At 51.6% G+C, this 20,129-nt stretch carries 21 protein-coding genes; 8 read left to right on the top strand and 13 right to left on the bottom strand.

Annotation, left to right across the window (positions count from 1 at the left end; translation table 11 throughout):
- Positions 1 to 143: 143 nt before the first annotated feature.
- Complete coding sequence (locus ACH5Y9_RS22130; RefSeq protein WP_445367612.1) at positions 144 to 2,036, bottom strand: transketolase C-terminal domain-containing protein; 1,893 nt, start codon at positions 2,034 to 2,036, stop codon at positions 144 to 146.
- Positions 2,037 to 2,873: 837 nt separating this feature from the next.
- Here ACH5Y9_RS22130 and ACH5Y9_RS22135 point away from each other — a divergent pair.
- Complete coding sequence (locus tag ACH5Y9_RS22135; RefSeq protein WP_445367613.1) at positions 2,874 to 3,434, top strand: hypothetical protein; 561 nt, start codon at positions 2,874 to 2,876, stop codon at positions 3,432 to 3,434.
- Positions 3,435 to 3,508: 74 nt separating this feature from the next.
- Here ACH5Y9_RS22135 and ACH5Y9_RS22140 read toward each other — a convergent pair whose 3' ends face one another.
- From ACH5Y9_RS22140 to rluD, 3 genes are read right to left on the bottom strand one after another with little or no spacing between them, the layout of a single operon-like run.
- Positions 3,509 to 4,384 carry a ZIP family metal transporter gene (locus ACH5Y9_RS22140; protein WP_101052695.1) on the bottom strand — a complete coding sequence of 292 codons (876 nt, stop codon included), beginning with the start codon at positions 4,382 to 4,384 and terminating at the stop codon, positions 3,509 to 3,511.
- 1 nt (position 4,385) lies between these two features.
- Positions 4,386 to 5,111 (bottom strand): peptidoglycan editing factor PgeF, encoded by a 726-nt coding sequence (pgeF, locus tag ACH5Y9_RS22145; protein ID WP_101052693.1) that lies wholly within the window; start codon positions 5,109 to 5,111, stop codon positions 4,386 to 4,388.
- Entirely contained in the window at positions 5,092 to 6,045 is a 954-nt protein-coding gene (rluD, locus tag ACH5Y9_RS22150) for a 23S rRNA pseudouridine(1911/1915/1917) synthase RluD (protein ID WP_319961612.1), read from the bottom strand. Before rluD ends, pgeF begins: the two co-directional genes overlap by 20 nt.
- Before the next feature lie 83 nt (positions 6,046 to 6,128).
- Between rluD and ACH5Y9_RS22155 the strand changes: the two genes are divergently transcribed.
- From ACH5Y9_RS22155 to ACH5Y9_RS22165, 3 genes are all read left to right on the top strand, one after another.
- A complete protein-coding gene (locus ACH5Y9_RS22155) occupies positions 6,129 to 6,977 on the top strand; it encodes an outer membrane protein assembly factor BamD (RefSeq protein WP_171697229.1) in 849 nt (282 codons plus the stop codon).
- A 3-nt stretch (positions 6,978 to 6,980) separates the two neighbouring features.
- Positions 6,981 to 8,201: a hypothetical protein gene (locus ACH5Y9_RS22160; protein ID WP_445367614.1), complete on the top strand. Its 1,221-nt coding sequence runs from the start codon at positions 6,981 to 6,983 to the stop codon at positions 8,199 to 8,201.
- An 88-nt stretch (positions 8,202 to 8,289) separates the two neighbouring features.
- Positions 8,290 to 8,844 (top strand): DUF2058 domain-containing protein, encoded by a 555-nt coding sequence (locus ACH5Y9_RS22165; RefSeq protein ID WP_445367615.1) that lies wholly within the window; start codon positions 8,290 to 8,292, stop codon positions 8,842 to 8,844.
- 4 nt (positions 8,845 to 8,848) lie between these two features.
- Here the strand turns inward: ACH5Y9_RS22165 and trmB are convergent, their stop codons facing one another.
- Positions 8,849 to 9,538, bottom strand: a complete 690-nt coding sequence (gene trmB, locus ACH5Y9_RS22170) for a tRNA (guanosine(46)-N7)-methyltransferase TrmB (protein WP_445367616.1) — start codon at positions 9,536 to 9,538, stop codon at positions 8,849 to 8,851.
- 310 nt (positions 9,539 to 9,848) lie between these two features.
- Between trmB and ACH5Y9_RS22175 the strand changes: the two genes are divergently transcribed.
- Complete coding sequence (locus tag ACH5Y9_RS22175; protein ID WP_445367617.1) at positions 9,849 to 10,076, top strand: hypothetical protein; 228 nt, start codon at positions 9,849 to 9,851, stop codon at positions 10,074 to 10,076.
- A 59-nt stretch (positions 10,077 to 10,135) separates the two neighbouring features.
- Positions 10,136 to 10,795, top strand: a complete 660-nt coding sequence (locus tag ACH5Y9_RS22180) for a hypothetical protein (RefSeq protein ID WP_445367618.1) — start codon at positions 10,136 to 10,138, stop codon at positions 10,793 to 10,795.
- 72 nt (positions 10,796 to 10,867) lie between these two features.
- Here the strand turns inward: ACH5Y9_RS22180 and ACH5Y9_RS22185 are convergent, their stop codons facing one another.
- From ACH5Y9_RS22185 to aroG, 4 genes are all read right to left on the bottom strand, one after another.
- The gene (locus ACH5Y9_RS22185; RefSeq protein WP_445367619.1) at positions 10,868 to 11,185 is read right to left on the bottom strand and encodes a hypothetical protein; all 318 of its coding nucleotides are present in this window, start codon (positions 11,183 to 11,185) and stop codon (positions 10,868 to 10,870) included.
- A 4-nt stretch (positions 11,186 to 11,189) separates the two neighbouring features.
- Positions 11,190 to 11,390, bottom strand: coding sequence for a (2Fe-2S)-binding protein (locus tag ACH5Y9_RS22190; protein WP_445367620.1), 201 nt, complete (start codon positions 11,388 to 11,390; stop codon positions 11,190 to 11,192).
- Between the two features lie 300 nt (positions 11,391 to 11,690).
- A complete protein-coding gene (gene thiS / locus ACH5Y9_RS22195; RefSeq protein ID WP_445367621.1) occupies positions 11,691 to 12,668 on the bottom strand; it encodes a sulfur carrier protein ThiS in 978 nt (325 codons plus the stop codon).
- Positions 12,669 to 12,671: 3 nt separating this feature from the next.
- Positions 12,672 to 13,751 (bottom strand): 3-deoxy-7-phosphoheptulonate synthase AroG, encoded by a 1,080-nt coding sequence (gene aroG / locus ACH5Y9_RS22200; RefSeq protein ID WP_445367622.1) that lies wholly within the window; start codon positions 13,749 to 13,751, stop codon positions 12,672 to 12,674.
- 106 nt (positions 13,752 to 13,857) lie between these two features.
- Between aroG and ACH5Y9_RS22205 the strand changes: the two genes are divergently transcribed.
- Together ACH5Y9_RS22205 and ACH5Y9_RS22210 are read left to right on the top strand one after the other, a co-directional pair.
- Positions 13,858 to 14,652 (top strand): RMD1 family protein, encoded by a 795-nt coding sequence (locus ACH5Y9_RS22205; RefSeq protein WP_445367623.1) that lies wholly within the window; start codon positions 13,858 to 13,860, stop codon positions 14,650 to 14,652.
- 216 nt (positions 14,653 to 14,868) lie between these two features.
- Positions 14,869 to 15,591 carry a hypothetical protein gene (locus ACH5Y9_RS22210; protein WP_445367624.1) on the top strand — a complete coding sequence of 241 codons (723 nt, stop codon included), beginning with the start codon at positions 14,869 to 14,871 and terminating at the stop codon, positions 15,589 to 15,591.
- Here the strand turns inward: ACH5Y9_RS22210 and cobD are convergent.
- The 4 genes from cobD to ACH5Y9_RS22230 all read right to left on the bottom strand — a co-directional run bounded on the left by cobD (position 15,562) and on the right by ACH5Y9_RS22230 (position 20,025).
- A complete protein-coding gene (gene cobD / locus ACH5Y9_RS22215) occupies positions 15,562 to 16,581 on the bottom strand; it encodes a threonine-phosphate decarboxylase CobD (RefSeq protein ID WP_445367625.1) in 1,020 nt (339 codons plus the stop codon). The two genes, ACH5Y9_RS22210 and cobD, sit on opposite strands and share 30 nt — an antisense overlap.
- Complete coding sequence (gene cbiB / locus ACH5Y9_RS22220; protein WP_445367626.1) at positions 16,574 to 17,491, bottom strand: adenosylcobinamide-phosphate synthase CbiB; 918 nt, start codon at positions 17,489 to 17,491, stop codon at positions 16,574 to 16,576. Before cbiB ends, cobD begins: the two co-directional genes overlap by 8 nt.
- 115 nt (positions 17,492 to 17,606) lie before the next feature.
- Positions 17,607 to 18,182, bottom strand: coding sequence for a hypothetical protein (locus ACH5Y9_RS22225; RefSeq protein ID WP_445367627.1), 576 nt, complete (start codon positions 18,180 to 18,182; stop codon positions 17,607 to 17,609).
- Between the two features lie 19 nt (positions 18,183 to 18,201).
- On the bottom strand, positions 18,202 to 20,025 hold the full coding sequence (locus ACH5Y9_RS22230; RefSeq protein ID WP_445367628.1) for a TonB-dependent receptor domain-containing protein: 1,824 nt from the start codon (positions 20,023 to 20,025) through the stop codon (positions 18,202 to 18,204).
- Positions 20,026 to 20,129: the final 104 nt, after the last annotated feature.

Consider the following 20,129-nt stretch of genomic DNA (forward strand, 5'->3'; position numbering starts at 1 on the left):
TCGGCATGGCTCGGTCCCGATGAGAGCTGAGTGTTTTACTGCGAATTTGCCTGGCGGCAATTGCTGATTGCAAATGGCTGTTGCTCCCAAACCGCAGCAGAAAAATATGGGCGCGTCCTTGCGCCCCAAGTCGAGAGGGAGGCTTAACCCTTTAAAAAGCTGGCCATGATGCCAGCCGGGTCAATACCTTGATGCGGGAATTGCTCCCACAGGCCGCCGCAACCTTCTTTATGCGTGGCAATATAGTTGTATTTTGGTGTGTAACCGCGTTCCAACAACCATGTGCCCATGCGGCTACCCAAACCGGTTTTACGGTTGAAGGACTCAACCACCAGCACTTTCGGTGACTTACCGATTTTGGCCAGCATGTCTTCATCGATGACGTTCAAGGTCGGTTTGTTGATCAAGCCTACATCCACGCCTTGTTGTTTCAGGCGTTCGACTGCATCCAGCGCCCTGTACAAGGCTTCACCGAAGCTGACGATATAACCGGCCGTGCCTTCGCGAATGACTTCGTCTTTGCCGGGCACGAATTTGTAGTCGCCGCCGAAAAACTCGTTGCCGTTGCTGTCCAGAATGGTGGGCACTTTGGAACGAGTGGAGAAGATGAAACGCAAGCCTGGATCGAAGAAGACTTTTTCCACGCAAGCTTTCATTTGCAAAGGATCTGCGGGGAAATACAGCTTGGTTTCGTAGCCGTCACTCAAACCGTTATCGGCGAACATATTGTTCAAACCGAAATGGCAGGTGTTGTCGGCCATGTCGTCGATACCGGAATGCGAGAAGTGGCTGAGCACGTTAGATTTGTTCAACCGGGCCATGGTGATTTCCGACATCAGCATTTCCAAGAATGCGCTGAAGGTGCCGAAAATACCTTGTTTGCCTGCTTCCATACCAAAGCCGGCTGCCGCGGAGAAGTTACCGCGCTCCATGATGCCGGAGGAGATAAACACTTCCGGGAAAGCTTTGTGGATTTTGAACAGACCACAAGAGCCTTCCAAGTCGCTGTCGACTACCCGCACTTTGGCAACCCGTTCTGCTTCGCTCAAACGGCCCAAGACTTCCACGCACGCATCGCCGAAGACGTTGCGGTTGGCATCCCATTTGTCGCTGGAACCCAAAAATACCGCGTCGTTTTTCGGTGCTTTGACTTCGCGCAGTGCATCGGCAGCGGCTTGTTGGCCATGTGACTCCAGGTATTCCAATGCCACTTTCACCGACACGACGTCATGGCCGTGGGTTGAGCCTTCCAGGTCGACAATGCCAGGACACATTGGGCGGTGGTTGATAACCGCAACCGGGCCTGGGGTGTTGATGGCGGTAATGATGCGTTTGTACAAATCGTCCAGATCTTCGCCGTCGCCTTCCAGTACGGTGACACCTTGACCAGCCAAGGTTTTGGCGGTGCTGCAGCCTTTCAAATACTCGGATGGGTGGCCGGCGATGGTGACGTTGTTGTCGTCGATGATCAGTTTGACGTTCAGGCCTTGCGCCACAGCCAGACGGGCCGCTTCGGCATCGTTACCTTCTTGCTGCGAGCCGTCTGAGCCCAGGCAGAACACAGTTTTGGCCGGGTTGGCGATGGCTACGCCGTTGACATACGGCCACATGTGGCCCAAACGGCCGGAGCTGAATTTCACGCCGGGGGTGAAATCCAATTCAGGATGGCCCGGTAAATGTGAATGCGCGGCGCGGTATTCGATCAAGCGTTCTGCCGGCAAATCGCCGTTCAGGGTGGACATCAGATACTGGGTGGCGACACGGTGGCCGGCTTCGTCAAAGAAGATGGGTACAAAATCATTGGAGCTGTGGAACAGCGCATCCATGATCATGACTTCCGGCACGGTATCGTATGGACCGCCGGTATGGCCGCCCACACCACGGGCTGCGCCGTTGGCTGTGAAATAGACAATAGCATCACGGCACAACTGAATGTTGGCTTTCAGGCTGGCACGTTGTGCATCGGTTAAAGTTGGGTTTTTTGGATCTAAGTTGATGCGCTGATAAGCGCCAAGATCGATTGGAAATTTGGACATAACTAATCTCATGGTGAGGACATTATTTTTATAGACGCGCAGCTAGTTGTTACGCTGTCATTTTTAAACGCGACATAGAACAAAGATAATATTTAGCCCCGGCAAATATTCGTTGCTAATTAACTACAATACCGCTGCTTTTTTACACAAGCCGTTGCAATTTTGTAGTCTTAAATTTGTTTTTTCATGCCGTCGTATCGAACCTTACACCCATTAAAATGGGCTTTGCAAGACTTATTAAATACCTACTAATTTGTATATAAATTGAAACGGATAGCCTGTATAGCCCTGAGACAAATAACAGAATACGTTCTATGGAAAATCAATTAGTTATTCAAGTCGCTTCTACTATCAAAGGATTATAAGCAGCAAAAAAATTTATTTTATTTTTCGCGGCAGTGCAGCTTTGCGGGACGAATTGATTGAATGGTAGTGTGTTGCCGAAACACGCCTCGCCTATACAATCCCAAATCGCCAGCGGAAAAATATCAAACATTTCGCCGGAGGGATCGGAACGCGGGCTTGGAACCATTAGTTTCGTTCTTGCTCTAATCAATGGGACAAAGGATGGCTTCGGCGGAGGAGAAGGGAGGCCGATTAGTCAAGCTTTCCGGTGCGGTGACCAAAACCATCGAGTTTTCAAACAGCCTGGGAAGGGAGAGTCGGCCAGACATCGCAAAACGGTGTAAGTGGTCTGTCAAAAGGGAAAAGTCGCGTTAGTTGTATTTATCCGCAACGTGGACTATGTTTCCAAAACCTAAAGTAAAGCAACTGGTTGACGCTATATAGGGTAAGCAAGAGGGCCCAAGCCAATCAACTTAGCGGCAATCCGGTAGCTTGATTTTCATGGTTTATGTATCGAGGGTAGTGAGCGTTGGCCCAAACCGTATTAACCAGCCTTGGGATACAGCTAAGTACCACCAGAGTGTCTTTATGATATTGATTATTAAAAATATCCCGTCGATTACGCAAGAAAGCGAGTTGGGAGACTTTGTCGCCCCCGCTCTCAAGTTTTGCCTGTTACTTCCCTTCAAGCTTGGCAATATTCTAAAAACCGACATCTTTTGTCTTAAAAATATCAAGACCAATGTGCTGTCGTTTCATGGCCGTATTTTTATTGACGATGACAAAGCTGGTAAGCTTGCCATCAAAAAACTGCATGGCAAGCGCTTCAAAAATAAAATCGTCGAGGTCAGAGAATATTTTATACGTTCGCACAAAAACGACAGACGCTTAACGCAGCAGCCGGTATCGACAGACATACTGGAAAAGCGTAAAGGCGAACGGCGTTGCAATATCAAGCATGAAGGGCAAGCCGCCGCTTACACGAATGTATTTGATACCGAGAACATCTATCAAATTAGCCGCCGCTTGCGAGATGACGCTTATGATTACTGAGTCGCGGCGCCGGCGACCTAAATTTCGTTCGCATGGCGAAGAGACAGTTGACTTGTGACCTTATAAAGACTGGATCAAACGATACCAGTTTGCTCGACTCTATCCCCGTCAATTTTCCCTTCAAACCGATGCGCTATGCCTTGCATCACCAAAATCAACACCACCCCAGCCAAAATAAAACCAATCTGTTGTAATGAAGTTTTAATATCGGTCTTCTGATGCAAAGACGGGATCAAATCGGCAACCGCGATATAAATAAAACTGGAAGCCGCTAGGGTTAAAAAGTAGGGCAAGATGTGATGTAGGTCGCCAAGACTGAAATACGCCAAAACGCCGCCAACTACCGTGCTCAAGCTGGCAAGAATGTTGTAAAACAAAGCCTCGCCGCGCTTGTAACCGCTATGCAGCAAAATCGCGAAGTCACCGACTTCTTGCGGAATTTCATGCGCGGCCACCGCCAAGCTGGTGACGATACCCAGTTGCACGTCGGTTAAAAACGCTGCGCCGATTAACACGCCATCGACAAAATTATGGATGCTGTCGCCGAGGATAATAAACATCCCGGCGGGGCGGTGGCCGGCCGCTTGGATTGCATGCGTATGGCCGTGTTCGTGGTGATGGTCTTCATGCGATTCTTCGCCGTGGGCTTCGCAGGCGTGGGAATGACAATGGCGCCAGACCAGCAGTTTTTCCAAGACAAAAAACAACAGAATGCCCGCCAGAATTGTAGCCGAGAGTGCTGACATATCCTCGACCGGTACTTCTTCGAAAGCGTGCGGGATCAAGCCGCAAAATGCGCCGGTCAACAACGCGCCAATTGCAAAACTGATGCCGTGCGGCAGTACATGCTTTTGTTTGTGTTCCGGCAACAATAAAAACACCGCAGCAGCCAGCACACTCAGCACGCCACCCAGCGCGGTAAACAAGATAATCGACAACAATACAGTCAAATTAGTCTCTCCAGATCAAACTGGCCATGCGGCCAGTATTCGCGCCGTCACGGCGATACGAGTAAAAACGTTGAGGATCGGCGACGGTGCATAGGTCACCGCCATAAACGTGTTCCACACCCAGTTCCGCCAGTTTAATACGCGCCAGCCGGTAAATATCCGCCAGCCATTTGCCAGGCTGGCCGGCACGAAACGCTACGGACGTAATCGGATTGTCCTTAATAAACGCATCGCGTACCTCGTCGCCGACTTCGAAATTATCCGGACCTATCGCCGGCCCCAGCCAAACATGCACATCTTCACAACTCATCGCATACAGGGTTTCGGCGATGATGCCGGCCTGCAAACCGCGCCAGCCGGCGTGGGCGGCGGCAACCACTTCGCCGTCGTCTCCACAGAACAGCACTGGCAGGCAATCCGCCGTCAGAATCGCGCATACCGTGCCGGATTGATCGGCAAAGCTGGCGTCCGCCTCCACTAAGCTCTCGGTTTCGTCGGCGTTCACCACGCGCGTCCCGTGCACTTGTTGCAGCCAGACCGGTTCGGACGGCAGTTGCAGCATGTCCTTGATGATGTAGCGGTTGGTTTTGACGTGCTGCGGGTTGTCATTAACGTGACTGGCCGGATTCAAACTGGCGTAAGGGCCGGTACTGACACCGCCGGTGCGCAAGGTGACGGCGGCATGCACATGCGCCGGCAGCGGCCAATCAGGCTTGATCCAATTCATTTTCGGCCAATAATTTCAACAGATTTTGCATGTCTTCGGGGATGGGTTGTTCCCATTCGCAGTATTCGCCGGTTTCCGGATGCTCCAAACCCAATTTCGCGGCATGCAGGGCTTGGCGCTTAAAATTGCGTAAGGCCTCTGCCAACGCGGGATTACAGTCAGCCGGCATTTGGAAGCGGCCGCCGTAGACTTGATCGCCGACCAGCGGATAATTGATGTGCGACATATGCACTCTAATCTGATGCGTGCGGCCGGTTTCCAGCTTGACGCGAATCAGCGTATGGCGCTTAAAGCGTTGTTCCAGCCGGTAATGGGTAATCGCTTCTTTACCGCCGCGCCGCACTACGGCATTGCGTTTACGATCCACCGGATGCCGGCCGATTGGTTCGTCGACGGTGCCACCGGCGGTCATCCAGCCCTTTACCAGCGCCAGATATTCACGATGGATGCTGCGTGCTTGGAGTTGCTCGACCAGGCTGTTATGAGCCTGCAAGGTTTTGGCGATCATCAGCAAGCCGCTGGTATCCTTGTCGATGCGGTGCACTATGCCGGCGCGGGGCAGGGTATCCAGATTGGGGGCGTGATTGAGCAAGGCATTAACTAAGGTGCCATCCCAGTTGCCGACCGCCGGATGCACGACCAAACCGGCCGGTTTGTTAACGATGAGCAAAGAATCGTCTTCATAAACAATGTCTAGCGGGATTTCCTGAGGCGCATATTCGATCACGCGCTCAGCTTCGGCATCCAGCTCGATTTCCTCACCGCCGTCCAATTTCTCGCGGCCTTTCATAACCTCACCATTCACCAATACCCGGCCGGCTTTGATCCAGGTTTGCAGTTTGCTGCGCGAATAATCCGGAAACACTTCGGCCAGACACTGGTCCAGTCGCATACCTGCCAGTTCCTCGGGAACCCTTGCCGTCAATATCGTCATAGTCGTTTTTAAGTTATACTCGCGGCCAGAATGCCGCCAAAAGCTGCAAAAAACCCGCAATATTACAACGTGTTGATAAACGTATGCGATTAGTTTTAGTAAAAACCGTTTTTATCGCCTGTCTGGCTTGGACGCTGCAAGGCTGCGAGACCCTGGATGCCTTTATGAGCAAGGATTCTTCGGCTAATAATAAAGATGAAGAATACGCCGGTTGGGACGATAAGATGTTCCATGAAAAAGCCAAGGAGGCGCTGGACAATAAAAACTATCAAAAAGCGGTGACTCTTTACGAAGCGCTGGAATCGCGTTATCCGTTCGGCGACTATGCGGCTCAGGCCCAATTAAATGTCGCTTACGCTTACTATAAAAACGACGATCCGGAAGCTGGCTTAGCCGCCGCCGACCGCTTCATTAAAATCCATCCACGTAACCCCAATGTCGATTATGCCTATTATCTGAAGGGCCTGATCAATTACAACCGCGGCATCGGCTTTATAGACCGCTTTCTGCCCACGGACTCTTCGCAACGCGATCCCGGTCCGGCCAAAGATTCTTATGATAATTTCCAGGAATTGATCCGCCGCTATCCCAATAGCCAATATGTTGCCGATGCCAAACTGCGGATGATCGCACTCCGTAACAATATGGCAATGTACGAAGTCCATGTCGCCGACTTTTACATGCGCCGTAAAGCCTATGTCGCCGCTGTTAACCGGGCTAATTACATCATTAAAGAATATCAGCGCACGCCGGCGGTGCCGTTTGCCTTGCAAATCATGCAGGACGGCTATCGGCAGTTGGGGATGGACGAGTTGGCCGCCGACGCCGAACGGATTTATACCTTAAATTATCCAGCCGGCGCACCGCAAGCCAATTACAAGGATGAAGGCGCCATTCAAAAAGTGTGGGACGCCATGGGCCTGGATAAATAAAACTTGCGCCGTTTGACCTTTTTGCGGCCTGCTTGCTTAGGCTGGCTGCTGTTAAATGCCGGCTTTGGATACGCAGCCGAACCGGTACCGTTGTTTCAAAACCGCTTTTTCGCGCTGTCGCAGAATACTGAGCTGGTCTGCGCTACCAGCCAGCAACACTTTACCCCTACCGCCGCACTGGCCGACATCATCCGCTTTTATGAAGCCGGCCACCCGGGCTTGCGCAAACAAGCGGTGGCGGTGCTGACCGATCATAAAAACCAGGATCATCTCGACGACTTGGCCGATTACCGCGAAGATTGCGCCAACAATATCGCCGGCGAACTCTGCGTACTGGAAAAATATTGGGACGACCGCGAAGCAGCTTGGCGGGCCTTGGCCTTGTTCTACGATACCAAAACCGTGGTCAAACACAGCGATGACTATCGCTACGAAGTACGGCGCTTCAACGCCGATCATCTGCGCCTGTTCGAAAAAGCGATTCGCAAAATCCCGGCGTTTTTAAGACAAACCATCAGCAAAGCCAAGCCGGTAGATAATTTGGAACAGGAAATCGCCGATAAACCCACGGTAATGCAAGAGTTGATTCGCGATGCGTTTCAAGAAGATTACAAAAACAGCATCTGGCAAGATCACACTCACCCGCTGACGCTGGTGCCGGGCATAGGCTTTCGCTCGCAGACCGTGGCTCAGGTATTCAGCGGTCAAAACCTGATCGTGTTTACCGTCATGGCCTTCGACAAGGGCAAGGAAGGCGGCGCTTATCGCGACATCGGCGTGCAGTATCTGGTGGATTTTAGGCTGCCCATCGTCGTGCACGAGATCGCTCACACCATCGATAATTTTCATTTCTGGAACGGCGAGGACGATCTGTACTTTTTCTACAAGTACCATAAGATTTCCAACGACGAAGAGATCATGAAAATCATCGCCGAGGCCAAACTGGCGCTGTGGCCGTCGAAATGGTTCGAAGCTTTCGAATATCTGGGCGAAGTCAACGAAGGCCGTTACGACGGTACTACCCAGGAAAAGCTGGCCGAACTGGTGGCGCAATACATCCTGATCCCGGAACGCTTGCAACAAAGTGCGCCGGCCGCCTACCGCTGGCTGCGCGACGAGATTTTTCGCGGCATCGAATACCAGGGCTACGACCGTTGCGAGATGCCGTTGACCAAGCCGCTGAGTTGGTGGCAGTATGCGACCGGGAAAGCATTGGGGCATTGATGCCGGCCACGCCCGCGAGTAAGGTTCCCGCGCCAGCACCACCTGTTCGTTCCCACAACAAGAATTTTATGACGTAAACCGGTAGCACATGAAAAAACCGCAAACCCTATCGCTGCAAGAACAACTGCTCAAATCAGGCCTCAGCAACGACGCCAAGCTGAAACAAGTCAAGGCCGAGAAACGCAAGCAAACCAAGCTGGAACGCAATAACGGCGTCGAAATCGTCGATGAGGTCAAGCTCAGCGCCGAACAATTGCGTCAACAGCAAGCGGAACGCGACCGCGAATTAAACCGACAGCGTAAACTGGCCGAGGAACAAAAAGCCTTGGCGGCGCAAATCAAGCAAATTGTCGAGATGAACCGGATCGCGCAAGACCCGAATGGCGTACCCTACAATTTCACTGACGACAGTAAAGTGAAAACTGTCTACGTGGCCGACAAAGTCCGCGAAGCCCTAATCAACGGTAGAGCCGGAATCGCCAAAGTGGATGGTCATTACCAGATTGTGCCGGCGGAAGTTGCCCGCAAAGTCCAAGCCCGAGACGCCGCCAGCGTAGTGGTCTTGAACGAGGCTACCCAAGATGTCGCTGCTGCCGATGATCCATATGCGGAATTTCAGATTCCGGACGATTTAATGTGGTGAGTCGCTAAACTTTACGAAAAATCAAATCCCAAACCCCATGACCCAAGCCCAGGCCACGGTTTTCAAACTTGGTTAACGGTCTGTAAGTGGGGCGCTCGCAAAAGTCATTGTTGGGGCTACTGTTTTGTAAGCCGGCGCCCTCGGAGAGAATGCCCAACATATCTTTGGCGTAATGCTCCCAATCCGTAGCGGCATGAAAATAACCGCCACTCAACAGTTTCTTGTTCAGCAATTCCACGAAACTGGGGCGGACGATGCGGCGTTTGTGATGTCGGCGCTTTTGCCAGGGATCGGGGAAGAACAGATGCACGCCAGCTAGGCTGTGATCGGCGATTTTCTGCTCCAAAATCTCAATGGCGTCGTGGTGATAAATCCGCACGTTGCTAATGCCGCGCTGTTCCAGCAACATCATCAAATGGCCGACGCCGGGGCGGTGCACTTCAATACCTAAATAATTCAAATCCGGATTGTCTGCCGCCATCGACGCCAGACTGTCGCCGTTGCCGAATCCGATTTCGACAATCAGCGGTGCTTGCCGGCAAAAGGCTTGCTCGGCATCAAAACTGGCTTGCGGCGACAGGCAATATTTATCCCAATGGCTTTCCAGTGCCTGCTTTTGGCCTGCGGTAGCGCGGCCTTGGCGGCGGATGAAGCTTTTAATTTTGGCGGGGTCGATTTTTTGGGGTGAGGTCATGAAAATAGGAAGTTAAATCATTGCGTTAAGTTCGTCAGTTCTTTTTATTGTAGCCACAGAAGTTTGATTCTGGAAATAAAGTAAGTATTGACTTAGCCAGCATCTTCAATCACCATTGTCAGATGTTGGCTGTTAGTAGAAATTTCTTGCACAAAATTTTTGGACAACAAACCAAAATTGATAAAGCCTTCCAAATAGAAGATAATTCAGCATCTTTTGTGATAAAAGTTATTTTTGAACAATTGAAAAATCTAAAGAAAAAGCGAACATCTTTAAATATTAGATGTAGAAACTAAAGGAGTTTATATAGATGTATGGTCAAATCTTCCAACAAACAGTTGGCAAGCCTGTCACTGATTTCAAAAACATTCTCGACATAGAAAAAGCGGCAGAAACATCCTTAAAACACCCATTGAAAGTCCAGTCAATTGAATCACCGCTTGTTACTCGACACGGCAATATTTTCCCGTATATGCCTGGTTTATTCTTGCAAATTTCTGAAAAAATTGACAACCTCTTGAGTCACCATACAAAGTAAAATTCATTGTTGTAGCCCTCCACGCCCCATCTAGCTCTTAAAACCCCAGCCTAGCAACAATGAAATCGGAAAATGATGTTTTTGATCTTTACCAAAACACATTTATGCCAATCTATGGTGATTTGGTCGTTGTTTCGGGTAAAAAACCTCCAGAACTGTTAGAGCAACTAGAAAGCTGTATGGCTCATTTTGCCGTTGCAAGAACCACACAAGACCCTGCGCTTATCCAGGAAAATATTGCGGCCGCATATCGACACATTGTTCGAGCATCGCTTGATGCTGCGAAACTTTTATGGACAACTCTTCATACAAATGTGGAAACATTTGTTATGAATGAAGAAATTCGTCGTTTTTGTGCAAATGCATCAGAAGGGCAAATTCATACGCAATATCAAAAAGCTCAGAATGCCTCAATTAACGCACGGCAAACAGAAATATCTAATGTTGGCATTGATCCTGAAAAGTCGATTCAGGATTGGTACAATGCGGCTCTTGAGTACAAAAACCTGCTTGAGTTGATAGATCTAGACAAAGTTCGACAATTCAAAAAGTACCGTTTGTTAGTGAACTATAAAACACATTTATTGGGTTTCGTTCTTGGTGTCCTAGCTAGTACTTTAGTGTCCTGGTTTTGGCCGCAATATCCTAATCGCGCTATTGCCAATGATGCTCAAGCCGCAGGTAAGCCATATTCAGTTGAGGCTCCAGGTCAACGATAAAAGGGCGTGGCTCAAAAGACTGGAGATGGAATTCCCTCAATCGCGAGCGATGCGCTTCACTTGGTTGAATATTTAACCACCAATCTGCCCCAACCTCGATTTCGCCGCCAACCCAAACTCCGAATCAGGCTCCTTTTCTAAAATCCGTTGCAATATCGACGCACTGGATTTTTCCAACAAGGCAATGGCTCGCAACCGCACCGAGGCGTGGTGGGCGTTTAGCGCCGCCAGTTCCGTCAGATAATTGCCGGAATCGTTCAGCAGCTTAAGAATTACTCTTTTCGGGTCTTCGGTAAATAGATCGCGGACCAGTTCGCCGTATTGCTCCTGTAAGCGGCAAATCCCGGCGGTCGAGTTTTTCGGTTCGGTGTGATCATCGTAGCAGTCCATTGCTTTAGGCTTCTTGATTATGCTCGGAAACGAGCCGGTGAAATTCGAATTCGCAGCCACCGCAACCCGATGCTGTACCGGTGATGCGAGAGATTCTTGCGGGTTCGACGACACCCTCGATTAACAGGGCTTTGATTTGCTGCACGGTGGTGCCGCTGCAATAGCAGATCACTTCATTTTCGGTATCTGGTTTTATGGCGTTCATAGCGTTTCAAGTCGAGAGCGGTGGTCGGGTTTGTCCAGCGGCATAAAAGCAGAGCGTAACCGGATACGTTGGTCATTCGTTGGGTTACGCCCTAAAGGGCTAACCTACATTCCGTATTTAAAAGTTACAAAGATAAAAAATCCAATTGAAGTTACTGCAACTATCAGTATTACTTTCTTGTGCAAACTCTCGAAATCCAAATTTGGGACAATAGTTTTAAATAAAAAATAGACCGCAAGAGCAATCGTTAAAATCAGAAGTTTTATTACCAACCGCTCTGATAGTTCCGCAGAGTCCCCATTACAGAAACAACCCATCAATCGGCGAAGAAGCCGAGGCAAAGCGTTTGCGGGGCATCCGTCCAGCCAGGAAGGCTTCGCGGCCGGCTTCGATGCCTTTTTTCATCGCCGAAGCCATCAATACAGGATTTTTCGCAGCGGCTATCGCGGTGTTCATCAGCACGCCGTCGCAGCCCAGTTCCATGGCGATGGCTGCATCGGAGGCGGTGCCGACGCCGGCATCGACCAGAATCGGCACTTTGGCGTTTTCGACGATGGTCAAAATGTTGTAGGGGTTGCGGATACCCAAGCCGGAACCGATCGGCGCTGCCAAAGGCATTACCGCCACGCAGCCAATTTCTTCCAGGCGCTTGGCGGCAATCGGGTCGTCATTGGTGTAGACCATCACGTCAAACCCCTCTTTGACCAGCAATTCGGCGGCTATGTAGGTTTGGGCCACATCGGGAAACAAGGTCAGTTGATCGGCCAATACTTCTAATTTGACCAATTTATGACCACCCAATAACTCGCGCGCCAAACGACAGGTGCGCACCGCATCTTCGGCAGTATAACAGCCGGCGGTGTTGGGCAAAATCGTGTATTTGTCCGGGGAGATCACGTCCAGCAAGCTCGGTTCACCGGGATTCTGGCCGATATTGGTGCGGCGAATCGCGACAGTGATAATCTCGGCGCCGCTGGCTTCGGTGGCCAGGCGGGTTTCTTCCAGATCCTTGTACTTGCCGCTACCGACCAACAAACGCGAGCGGTATTGTTTGCCGGCCAGCGTGAAATAATCGTCTTCGCCGCCGCCGATAGCCTGTACGATTTCCAATCTATCGTCAGCTTGCAGGCGTTGGCTGGCGTGTTGGGTAAACGGCAGGATTTCTTTGTTCAATTCCACGGCGATGCGTTTGCCGGTCAAGCCCAAATCGGCAATTACGTCGGCAACGGTGGCGTTTTCGCCATACTCGCGATGATCGCCATTGACCTGTATTTTCATGCGTTAAACCTTGTGTGTTTTGGCGGCACGGCGGCGTTCCACGGCGCCGGCCAGATGATGTAACAATTCTGCGCTATCGTCCCAACCCAGACAGGCGTCGGTGATGCTTTGGCCGTAAGTCAGCGGTTTACCGTCTTCGACATCCTGACGGCCGCCTACTAGGTGGCTTTCCACCATTGCGCCGATGATGCGGTTGTCGCCGCCGCGAATTTGGCTGGCCACGTCTTCGGACACCAGCATTTGCCGCTGGTATTTTTTCAGGCTGTTGGCGTGACTGAAATCAATCATGATGTTTGGGCGTAAACCGGCTTTCTCCAGACCTTCGGCGACTTGATCGACGCTGACTTCGTCATAGTTCGGCCGGCTGTTGCCGCCGCGCAGAATGATGTGGGCATCTTCGTTGCCGCGCGTCGAGAAAATCGCCGAGCGGCCTTCTTTGGTGAGCGACAGGAAGTGATGCGGACTCATCGCGGCATTAATCGCATCAATGGCGATTTGAATGCCGCCGTCGGTGGCGTTTTTGAAGCCGACCGGACAAGACAAGCCGGATGCCAACTCGCGATGCACCTGGCTTTCGGTGGTTCTGGCACCGATGGCGCCCCAGGAAATCAAGTCGGAGACGTATTGCGGCGTGATCAAGTCCAGATACTCGGTGGCGGCCGGCACGCCGAGATTGTTAACATCCAACAATACCTGGCGGGCCATCCGCAGGCCCTTGTTGATGTTGAAGCTGGAATTGAGGTCCGGGTCGTTGATCAAGCCTTTCCAACCTACCGTGGTCCGCGGCTTTTCGAAGTAAACCCGCATCACGATCACCAGGTCGTCTTTCAACTCGTCCATGATCAGTTTCAAGCGCCCTGCATATTCCACTGCCGCTGCCGGATCGTGGATGGAGCAAGGACCGATAATCACCAGCAATCTGTCGTCGGCACCGGTCAGAATGTTGTGAATCGCTTCCCTGGCATGCAGAATGGTGGCTGCGGCTTGCTCGGTCATCGGGATTTCTTCGTGAACCTGAATCGGCGCCACCACATCCTTGGTTTCACAAATTCTTAAATCATCGGTGTTATAGTTAATTGGCATGACACTCAGCAATACGCTTTCAGTAGAGGAATTAATTGGCTATTTTAACCGTTTTGCCTGTCGGTGTTACAAACTAATGCCGAAACCGACCTGAGAAAATACGGACATGACAGACGACAGACCCATTAAACGCTGCTTGACGGTGTGCCTGGCGCAATCGTTCGAATTCGCGCAATTGCGGGAAAAACTACTGGATACCACCCGCGCGCAACTGTTCAGAAACGCTCTGGTGGTCGATTACAAAACCGGCTGCGCGATGGTGTTTGCCTACGGCGTGATGGTGTGCTGGAACCTGAATCTCGACGACCGCCGGGCCTTGCAGGACTTATTGCTGGATTATGCAATCAAACCCGATGCTGAACCGCAGGAAGATAACTTCAGCTATGAAATAGGTTGCGAGCAGGACCGGATTCAGCACGATCATATCGAATTGCAATCTGCCGACTTCAAAGTGCTGTTGGCACTGTCGCACGCGATGGCGCAATCGATCAAATTAGCGGCGTTCGAAGGCCACGCCATCGACACGATCCGCGCCACCAGCCATTTGCCGCAGTCGCTGGCGCGGGAAGGCAAAATCAAGCTCAATCGCAAAACCATGGCGATGATCCGCGGCCAGTTGTTTCTCACCAAGAGCGACATCATCCTCAATTACGACTTGCTGGATACCCCGGAATTTTTTTGGGAACATCCCGAATACCAGCATATTTATTCAATGGCGGCCAATTATCTGGAAATTCAGCAACGCACCGACGTATTGTCAAAAAAGCTTGAGACGATACACGAGCTGCTGGAAATGCTGGCAGATGAACAAAAACACCAGCATTCCTCGGCCTTGGAGTGGATTATTATCTGGCTGATTGCCGTGGAAATCGTGATGTCGATTTTGGACAAGCTTTTTTAGTTAGCCCAACTCTCAGCGGCCCAATTCGGCACCGGGTTTGCAGCAAGCTAAAGCTTGCCCAGGAAAATCAAGGGTTGACGGTATCGACCGGCTGCCGCGATAATCGGTCCAGAGATTGAACTCGCTCACAAAAATATTGGTATCCCCTGCGCCTCCACTTAGTCTTGCTGCTAAGGATAAGAAGTCGCATCACTAAATTTACTTTAAGGACAAACCATGAAAATACTATCTGCCCTATTAGCGACGTTTTTTTATTCGGCTAACGCGACTGCGGCTCTTGAATTTACTTTTTCAGGCGATTTCGTCAATTTCAGCACCGGCAATTTTTCAGGACAAGTAACGGTCGATGCTTTGTCACCGAGCTCCAGCGACGTTTTTCCGGCGTCAGGCAGCGAATCCGCCAGTTTACGTTTGGGCTACTCGCTAAGCGCTCCGCTTTCCATATTAGCTAATGGACAAGCGTTGGCGATCGATAACGACCACGCTGTGCTAAATATCGTCGACAACGCCACCGTCAGCGAAGCTCAGATAAACAGTCAGGGGTTTACCAGTACCCAAGTAATGCCGGGCACTTATGACATCCTGACCCTTCATATGGAATCGGCTAGCAACCAATACGATGACAGTGGAATGTTGGTATCCGGTGCGGAATTTTCGGTGACAGGTTTTTTTGATCAGCTATTACTGGGTGGGGTAGACCTTGATCCGACTAAACTGCCCAGCCTGTTTGGCTTAGCATTTGCCGATAATTTGAAGTTTTTGGTTTTTGAAGTTAACCGAAAATTAGGCGACAGCGAAGATTTTCGTGGCGCTGGTGTCATTACCGCCAGTGACATTGTCGACACTCACGTGTTTACCCCTGTGCCGCTACCCGGCGCGGCGTGGTTATTTGCAAGCGTTATCGCCGGATTAGGTTATCGGATGCGCAAACAAGCTTAAACGCCTGATATCAGGATGAGTCAGCGCCTGTGCCAAGCGTTGCCAGGCTGACTCGTCCTTCGGTAGGCCGAAACGCACACTGGCCGGCTCCTGAAACAAGCGGGTCAGAATACCCTGCCCAGCCAATAAATCGTGCAGCTTAGCTGCCTGCTCGCACTTCACCCATTGAAATAAATCGCATCCACCGCTGGGTGACCAACCGCTGTCGGTCAATAGCTGCTGTAGTCGTTGCCCCTGCTTCGCTAACGATGCAGCAGCGGCGGATTGCCAGCTTCGATCAGCCAAGGCCAGTGCCGCGACATAACGGCCTGGATGGCTGATAGCCCAGGGCCCAAGCCGCTCAGCAAGTCTCGCCAATAAGTCCGATTGGGTAATCACGAAGCCGCAACGGATGCCGGCCAAACCAAAAAACTTACCGACAGACCGTAATATTATCAAGCCCGGCCGCACAGGTAGTGGTGCCAGACTGTATTCGGCGGGCAAACTATCGATAAACGCTTCGTCGACTAGTAGCCAGCCGCCACGCCGGCTAAGACTTTCGTGCCAAGTCAATAGCTGTTGCCGGTTCCATAGCCGGCCAGTGGGATTATTGGGATTGACCAAAATCAACACATCTAACTCGTCAAGCCGTTCGTCTATTGCCTCCGCTTCGACTCTGACAACTTGATGCTCCGCTTTTTGCCAACTGCCGGCATGCTCGGCATAGGCAGGATGCAGCAAGCCGACTCGTGATTTTGGTCGTAACAAAGGTAATGATTGAATCGCCGCTTGCGAGCCGGCTACCGCCAACAAGGAGTCGTTCTGATAGTAAGCGCGTGCCACCACTAATAACTCGTCATCGTCTTCCGGCAAGCGTTGCCAGCATGCGGCTGGAATGGCAGGCACCGGCCAGCCGTTAGGATTGATGCCGGTGGACAAATCCAGCCAGTCGGCCAAAGGAATGGCATATTGGCTTGCGGCTTGCCGTAAGAGGCCGCCATGTTCAAGCAAGGAAGTCTCCCGCGCCGATCACGACCAGCCATAACAGCAGCGTCCGGTACATCAATGCGCTGGCGCGTTCAATATCGCCGTTTTCCGGTAGTTGTGGGCCGCCGAACCAGGGTTTTTGTTTTAGTTGGCCGTGATAACAAGCCGGCCCGCCCAGCTGCAGCTGCAGAGCGCCGCCGCCAGCTGTCATCACCGGTCCGGCGTTAGGGCTGTCCAGTAGATGGGCTTGCGTCCGCCAGGACTTGATAGCCTGTGTGGTGTTGCCGAGCAGGGCATAGCTAAAGGCCGTCAAGCGTGCCGGCAACCAATTCAGCAGGTCGTCGAAGCGCGCGGCGGCCCAGCCGAAATATAAATAGCGTTGATTTTTATAGCCCCACATGGCGTCCAGGGTATTGCTGAAGCGGTAGAGCAAGGCGCCGAACGGCCCCAATACGACGAACCAGAACAAGGGCGCAAACACCGCGTCGGCACCGTTTTCCAGCACCGATTCGATAGTTGCACGGCGTACGTCGGCCTCGGTCATCGCTTCGGTCTGACGGCTGACGATTTTACCCACCTGTTGCCGCGCTAACGGTAAATCGCTATCCGCCAAGGCGGAATGAACGGCCAGCGCATGTTGCTGCAAGCTACGGGCGGCGATGCAAAAATACAAAACCAGTACATCGATTGTAGTTTGCAGCGGTGGCCAACTCGGTACAAGCCGCGACCATAGCAGACAGGGAATTAAGACTATTGCCACCGCCAAAAAGCCGCTGACTCGTTGACGAAAAACCGATTGCTCGTTGTTTAACAGCCGCATTTCTATAGCGCTAGCCCATTTGCCGAACATCACTAGCGGGTGATAAGTATTGCGCGGCTCGCCCAGCCAAAAATCGATGGTTACAGCCAACAAAATGCTGAGGGTGAGAATCATGATTTACGTTGGATAAACAGGTGTTGCAAAACTGGAAGAGCGGAAGGGCATGCTTGCCGACATAGTCCTGATCAGCGCGGCGATGAAAATCGCCGCGCTGGATTCTGGAATGCTGTTAGAGGGCTTCGCGAGTGGCTTTGGCAGCCAGTAAGGATTTTACGACAGTTACCAAGCCAAAAATGACCACGCCATAGATCAAGGTAGACGTCAGATAAGGCGGATAATACATGGCAACGCGCTCAATATATTGTGTGAATGAGCCGTTGGGATAGCGTCCGGATAGCCAGTAAAAGCTGCCGTTGGAAAACAGAAACGCGATGGATGTAGCCGCTACTAGAGCCATCAGGCGTTGCGCGGCGGTGGCTATCGACAACCCAGTGAATTGTCGGCACCATTTGCCACCCAACCACATCGCGCCGTAAGAGCCGATCAGAAATACATAGGCTTTGGAGACGCAAAAATCGCTGACACCGAGTTTGGTGATCGCCAAGTAATCAATCAGCACCGCTTCCGCCAGCAATAAGGCGAACAAATAGCGTCCACCAAGCCATAAGCCGGCGAAAAAAAACACCGCCAGCGAAGCGTCCGGCAATGCGAACGGGGTGCCGAAATGGTGAAAACGGGTGGCCGCCATCAACGCCATCAACGCGACCGCGCCGGGTTTAACAGCCAAGGTTTGATTCAAACTCATAGGGTTCTCCAAAAAAGGTTTAGTAATTGTAATGGATCGAAAAATAGAAATTTCTGCCGAAGCTGTTATAGGTGTTAACCGTTTGATAGCGTTTGTCGAACATATTATTCAGTTTGGCGCTTAACATCCAATTTTTGTCGATGCGATAAGCGGTACGCAGATCGGCGGTCATAAAGCTGCCCAGACGGACCCGGTTCGCGGCGTCGTCGAATCGTTCGCCCTGAGCCAGCACGGAGGCACCAATATCAATGTCACCGAACGAGCGCGAGACATCATAGGACAAGCTTTCCGTCACTCGACGCGGCAGGCGCAAATTGGTCTGCCTGTCCTTCGGTGTCATCAGGTTCATGCTTAGTTTGTTGTTCCAGCCGAGAATTTGCGTGGACACTTCGGCTTCTATGCCATCTATCTGCGCCTTGCCGATATTTCTGGCGGTGGACGGCGTGCCGCTAAATACAATCAAATCCTCGATATTGGTGTGATAAGCGCGCAGTTCCCAGTTGGCCCAATCGTGATGGCCGGCAAAACCGGCTTCGAAGCTGGTGGACTTTTCCGGGCGCAAGCCGGGGTTGCCGAAGCCTGGGAAGTATAACTGGTTAAAGGTCGGCGCCTTAAACGCATTGCCGAAACTGGCAAAAGCGCTGAGACCGTAATCCCAATTAAACCGCCAGCCGAAATTGCCGGTGACACTATCGCCGAAAGCCTGGTTTTCGTCCCACCGCAAGGAAGCGTTCAAAAAATGCTTGTCGAAAATCCGGCTGTGCAAATCAGCGAACACTCCGACATCGTAACGCGAGGTTTCGACATAGCGTGTGGTGCTGTCGACTTCGTCGAAGCGGTAATCGGCACCCACTGTCAATTGGTGATCCTTATGCAAGGCCAGTTCGTTCAGCCAACTGGCGTTCCAGCGTGTGGTGTTGAAACGACTGGTAAACCGACCGTTATGCCGAAACTGATCGGCATCGTCCATGCTTTGTCCCACCCGCAAAGTGGATTTCCACCTATCGCTGAAATTTGCGCTGGCTGTGGCTCCCAGCGTCTGATTGACAAACTCAGTGGTGCTACTGATGGAATTGTCGATCTCGGTTTCGCCTTCGGCTCGCAGGAAAAATGCTTCCAGTTCCGCGCCGTTGTCGAAGCGGTAACCGGCTTTGGCATTCAGACTGGTGTTGTTATAGCCGTCGCGGTCCGGATTATAGCCGCTCGCGACGCTGACACCGCTCAGCGCATTGATGCCCTGGCTACCGAGTTGAGCGGCGCTCAAGCTATACCAAGCCTTGCCCCATTTACCGTTGACGGCCGCCGAGCCGTTATAGGTGTCGTATGAGCCGCCGCCGGCTTCCAGCGCAATGTTCGGCCGTTCACTGGTGCCGCCCTTGCGAGTAAATATCTGAATCACCCCGCCGATCGCTTCCGAGCCATACAGGCTGGACTGCGGGCCTCGAGTGATTTCCACACGTTCGATTTGATCGATAGGAATAAACTGAAATGCGCTGGTGCCGGTGGTCACCGAGCCGGCCTTGATGCCGTCGATTAAAACCAGTACATGATCGGAGTTAGTGCCGCGCAGATAGACATTGGTGTCCTTGCCGTAACCACCGCTTTGCACCATATCAACGCCCGGCGTGCCTTTTAGTAACTCAGGAAGGGTTCTAACCTGAAGTTTCTCGATGTCCTGGCGATTATAAACCGTCATCGCCGTGGCTAATTCGTTCTGTCTAGTCTCGGTTCGGGTAGCCGTCACGACTGTTTCGGCAAGGTTGATAGCCTCATCGCCGGTTGCCGCCCACACTGTAAAAGGCGTACTCGCCAGCAATAAAGATCTGTATAGAATTGTTTGCATATTGTCCTCTGCGCCCGCCGCGCATCCGGGTGAAAAAGGACAGAGGAAAAACGGAAAACGAAAAAGACGGAGGCAGGCTAGGCATGGACTCAGACCATTCCGTC

It is taken from the genome of Methylomonas sp. BW4-1 (assembly GCF_052474385.1).

What these genes read in the sequence shown, in the direction of transcription:
- ACH5Y9_RS22130 (WP_445367612.1), bottom strand. Translation starts at nt 2,036, where the DNA reads ATGTCCAAATTTCCAATCGATCTTGGCGCTTATCAGCGCATCAACTTA.
- pgeF (WP_101052693.1), bottom strand. Translation starts at nt 5,111, where the DNA reads ATGAATTGGATCAAGCCTGATTGGCCGCTGCCGGCGCATGTGCATGCC.
- rluD (WP_319961612.1), bottom strand. Translation starts at nt 6,045, where the DNA reads ATGACGATATTGACGGCAAGGGTTCCCGAGGAACTGGCAGGTATGCGA.
- ACH5Y9_RS22155 (WP_171697229.1), top strand. Translation starts at nt 6,129, where the DNA reads ATGCGATTAGTTTTAGTAAAAACCGTTTTTATCGCCTGTCTGGCTTGG.
- ACH5Y9_RS22165 (WP_445367615.1), top strand. Translation starts at nt 8,290, where the DNA reads ATGAAAAAACCGCAAACCCTATCGCTGCAAGAACAACTGCTCAAATCA.
- trmB (WP_445367616.1), bottom strand. Translation starts at nt 9,538, where the DNA reads ATGACCTCACCCCAAAAAATCGACCCCGCCAAAATTAAAAGCTTCATC.
- ACH5Y9_RS22175 (WP_445367617.1), top strand. Translation starts at nt 9,849, where the DNA reads ATGTATGGTCAAATCTTCCAACAAACAGTTGGCAAGCCTGTCACTGAT.
- ACH5Y9_RS22180 (WP_445367618.1), top strand. Translation starts at nt 10,136, where the DNA reads ATGAAATCGGAAAATGATGTTTTTGATCTTTACCAAAACACATTTATG.
- ACH5Y9_RS22185 (WP_445367619.1), bottom strand. Translation starts at nt 11,185, where the DNA reads ATGGACTGCTACGATGATCACACCGAACCGAAAAACTCGACCGCCGGG.
- ACH5Y9_RS22190 (WP_445367620.1), bottom strand. Translation starts at nt 11,390, where the DNA reads ATGAACGCCATAAAACCAGATACCGAAAATGAAGTGATCTGCTATTGC.
- thiS (WP_445367621.1), bottom strand. Translation starts at nt 12,668, where the DNA reads ATGAAAATACAGGTCAATGGCGATCATCGCGAGTATGGCGAAAACGCC.
- aroG (WP_445367622.1), bottom strand. Translation starts at nt 13,751, where the DNA reads ATGCCAATTAACTATAACACCGATGATTTAAGAATTTGTGAAACCAAG.
- ACH5Y9_RS22205 (WP_445367623.1), top strand. Translation starts at nt 13,858, where the DNA reads ATGACAGACGACAGACCCATTAAACGCTGCTTGACGGTGTGCCTGGCG.
- ACH5Y9_RS22210 (WP_445367624.1), top strand. Translation starts at nt 14,869, where the DNA reads ATGAAAATACTATCTGCCCTATTAGCGACGTTTTTTTATTCGGCTAAC.
- cbiB (WP_445367626.1), bottom strand. Translation starts at nt 17,491, where the DNA reads ATGATTCTCACCCTCAGCATTTTGTTGGCTGTAACCATCGATTTTTGG.
- ACH5Y9_RS22225 (WP_445367627.1), bottom strand. Translation starts at nt 18,182, where the DNA reads ATGAGTTTGAATCAAACCTTGGCTGTTAAACCCGGCGCGGTCGCGTTG.
- ACH5Y9_RS22230 (WP_445367628.1), bottom strand. Translation starts at nt 20,025, where the DNA reads ATGCAAACAATTCTATACAGATCTTTATTGCTGGCGAGTACGCCTTTT.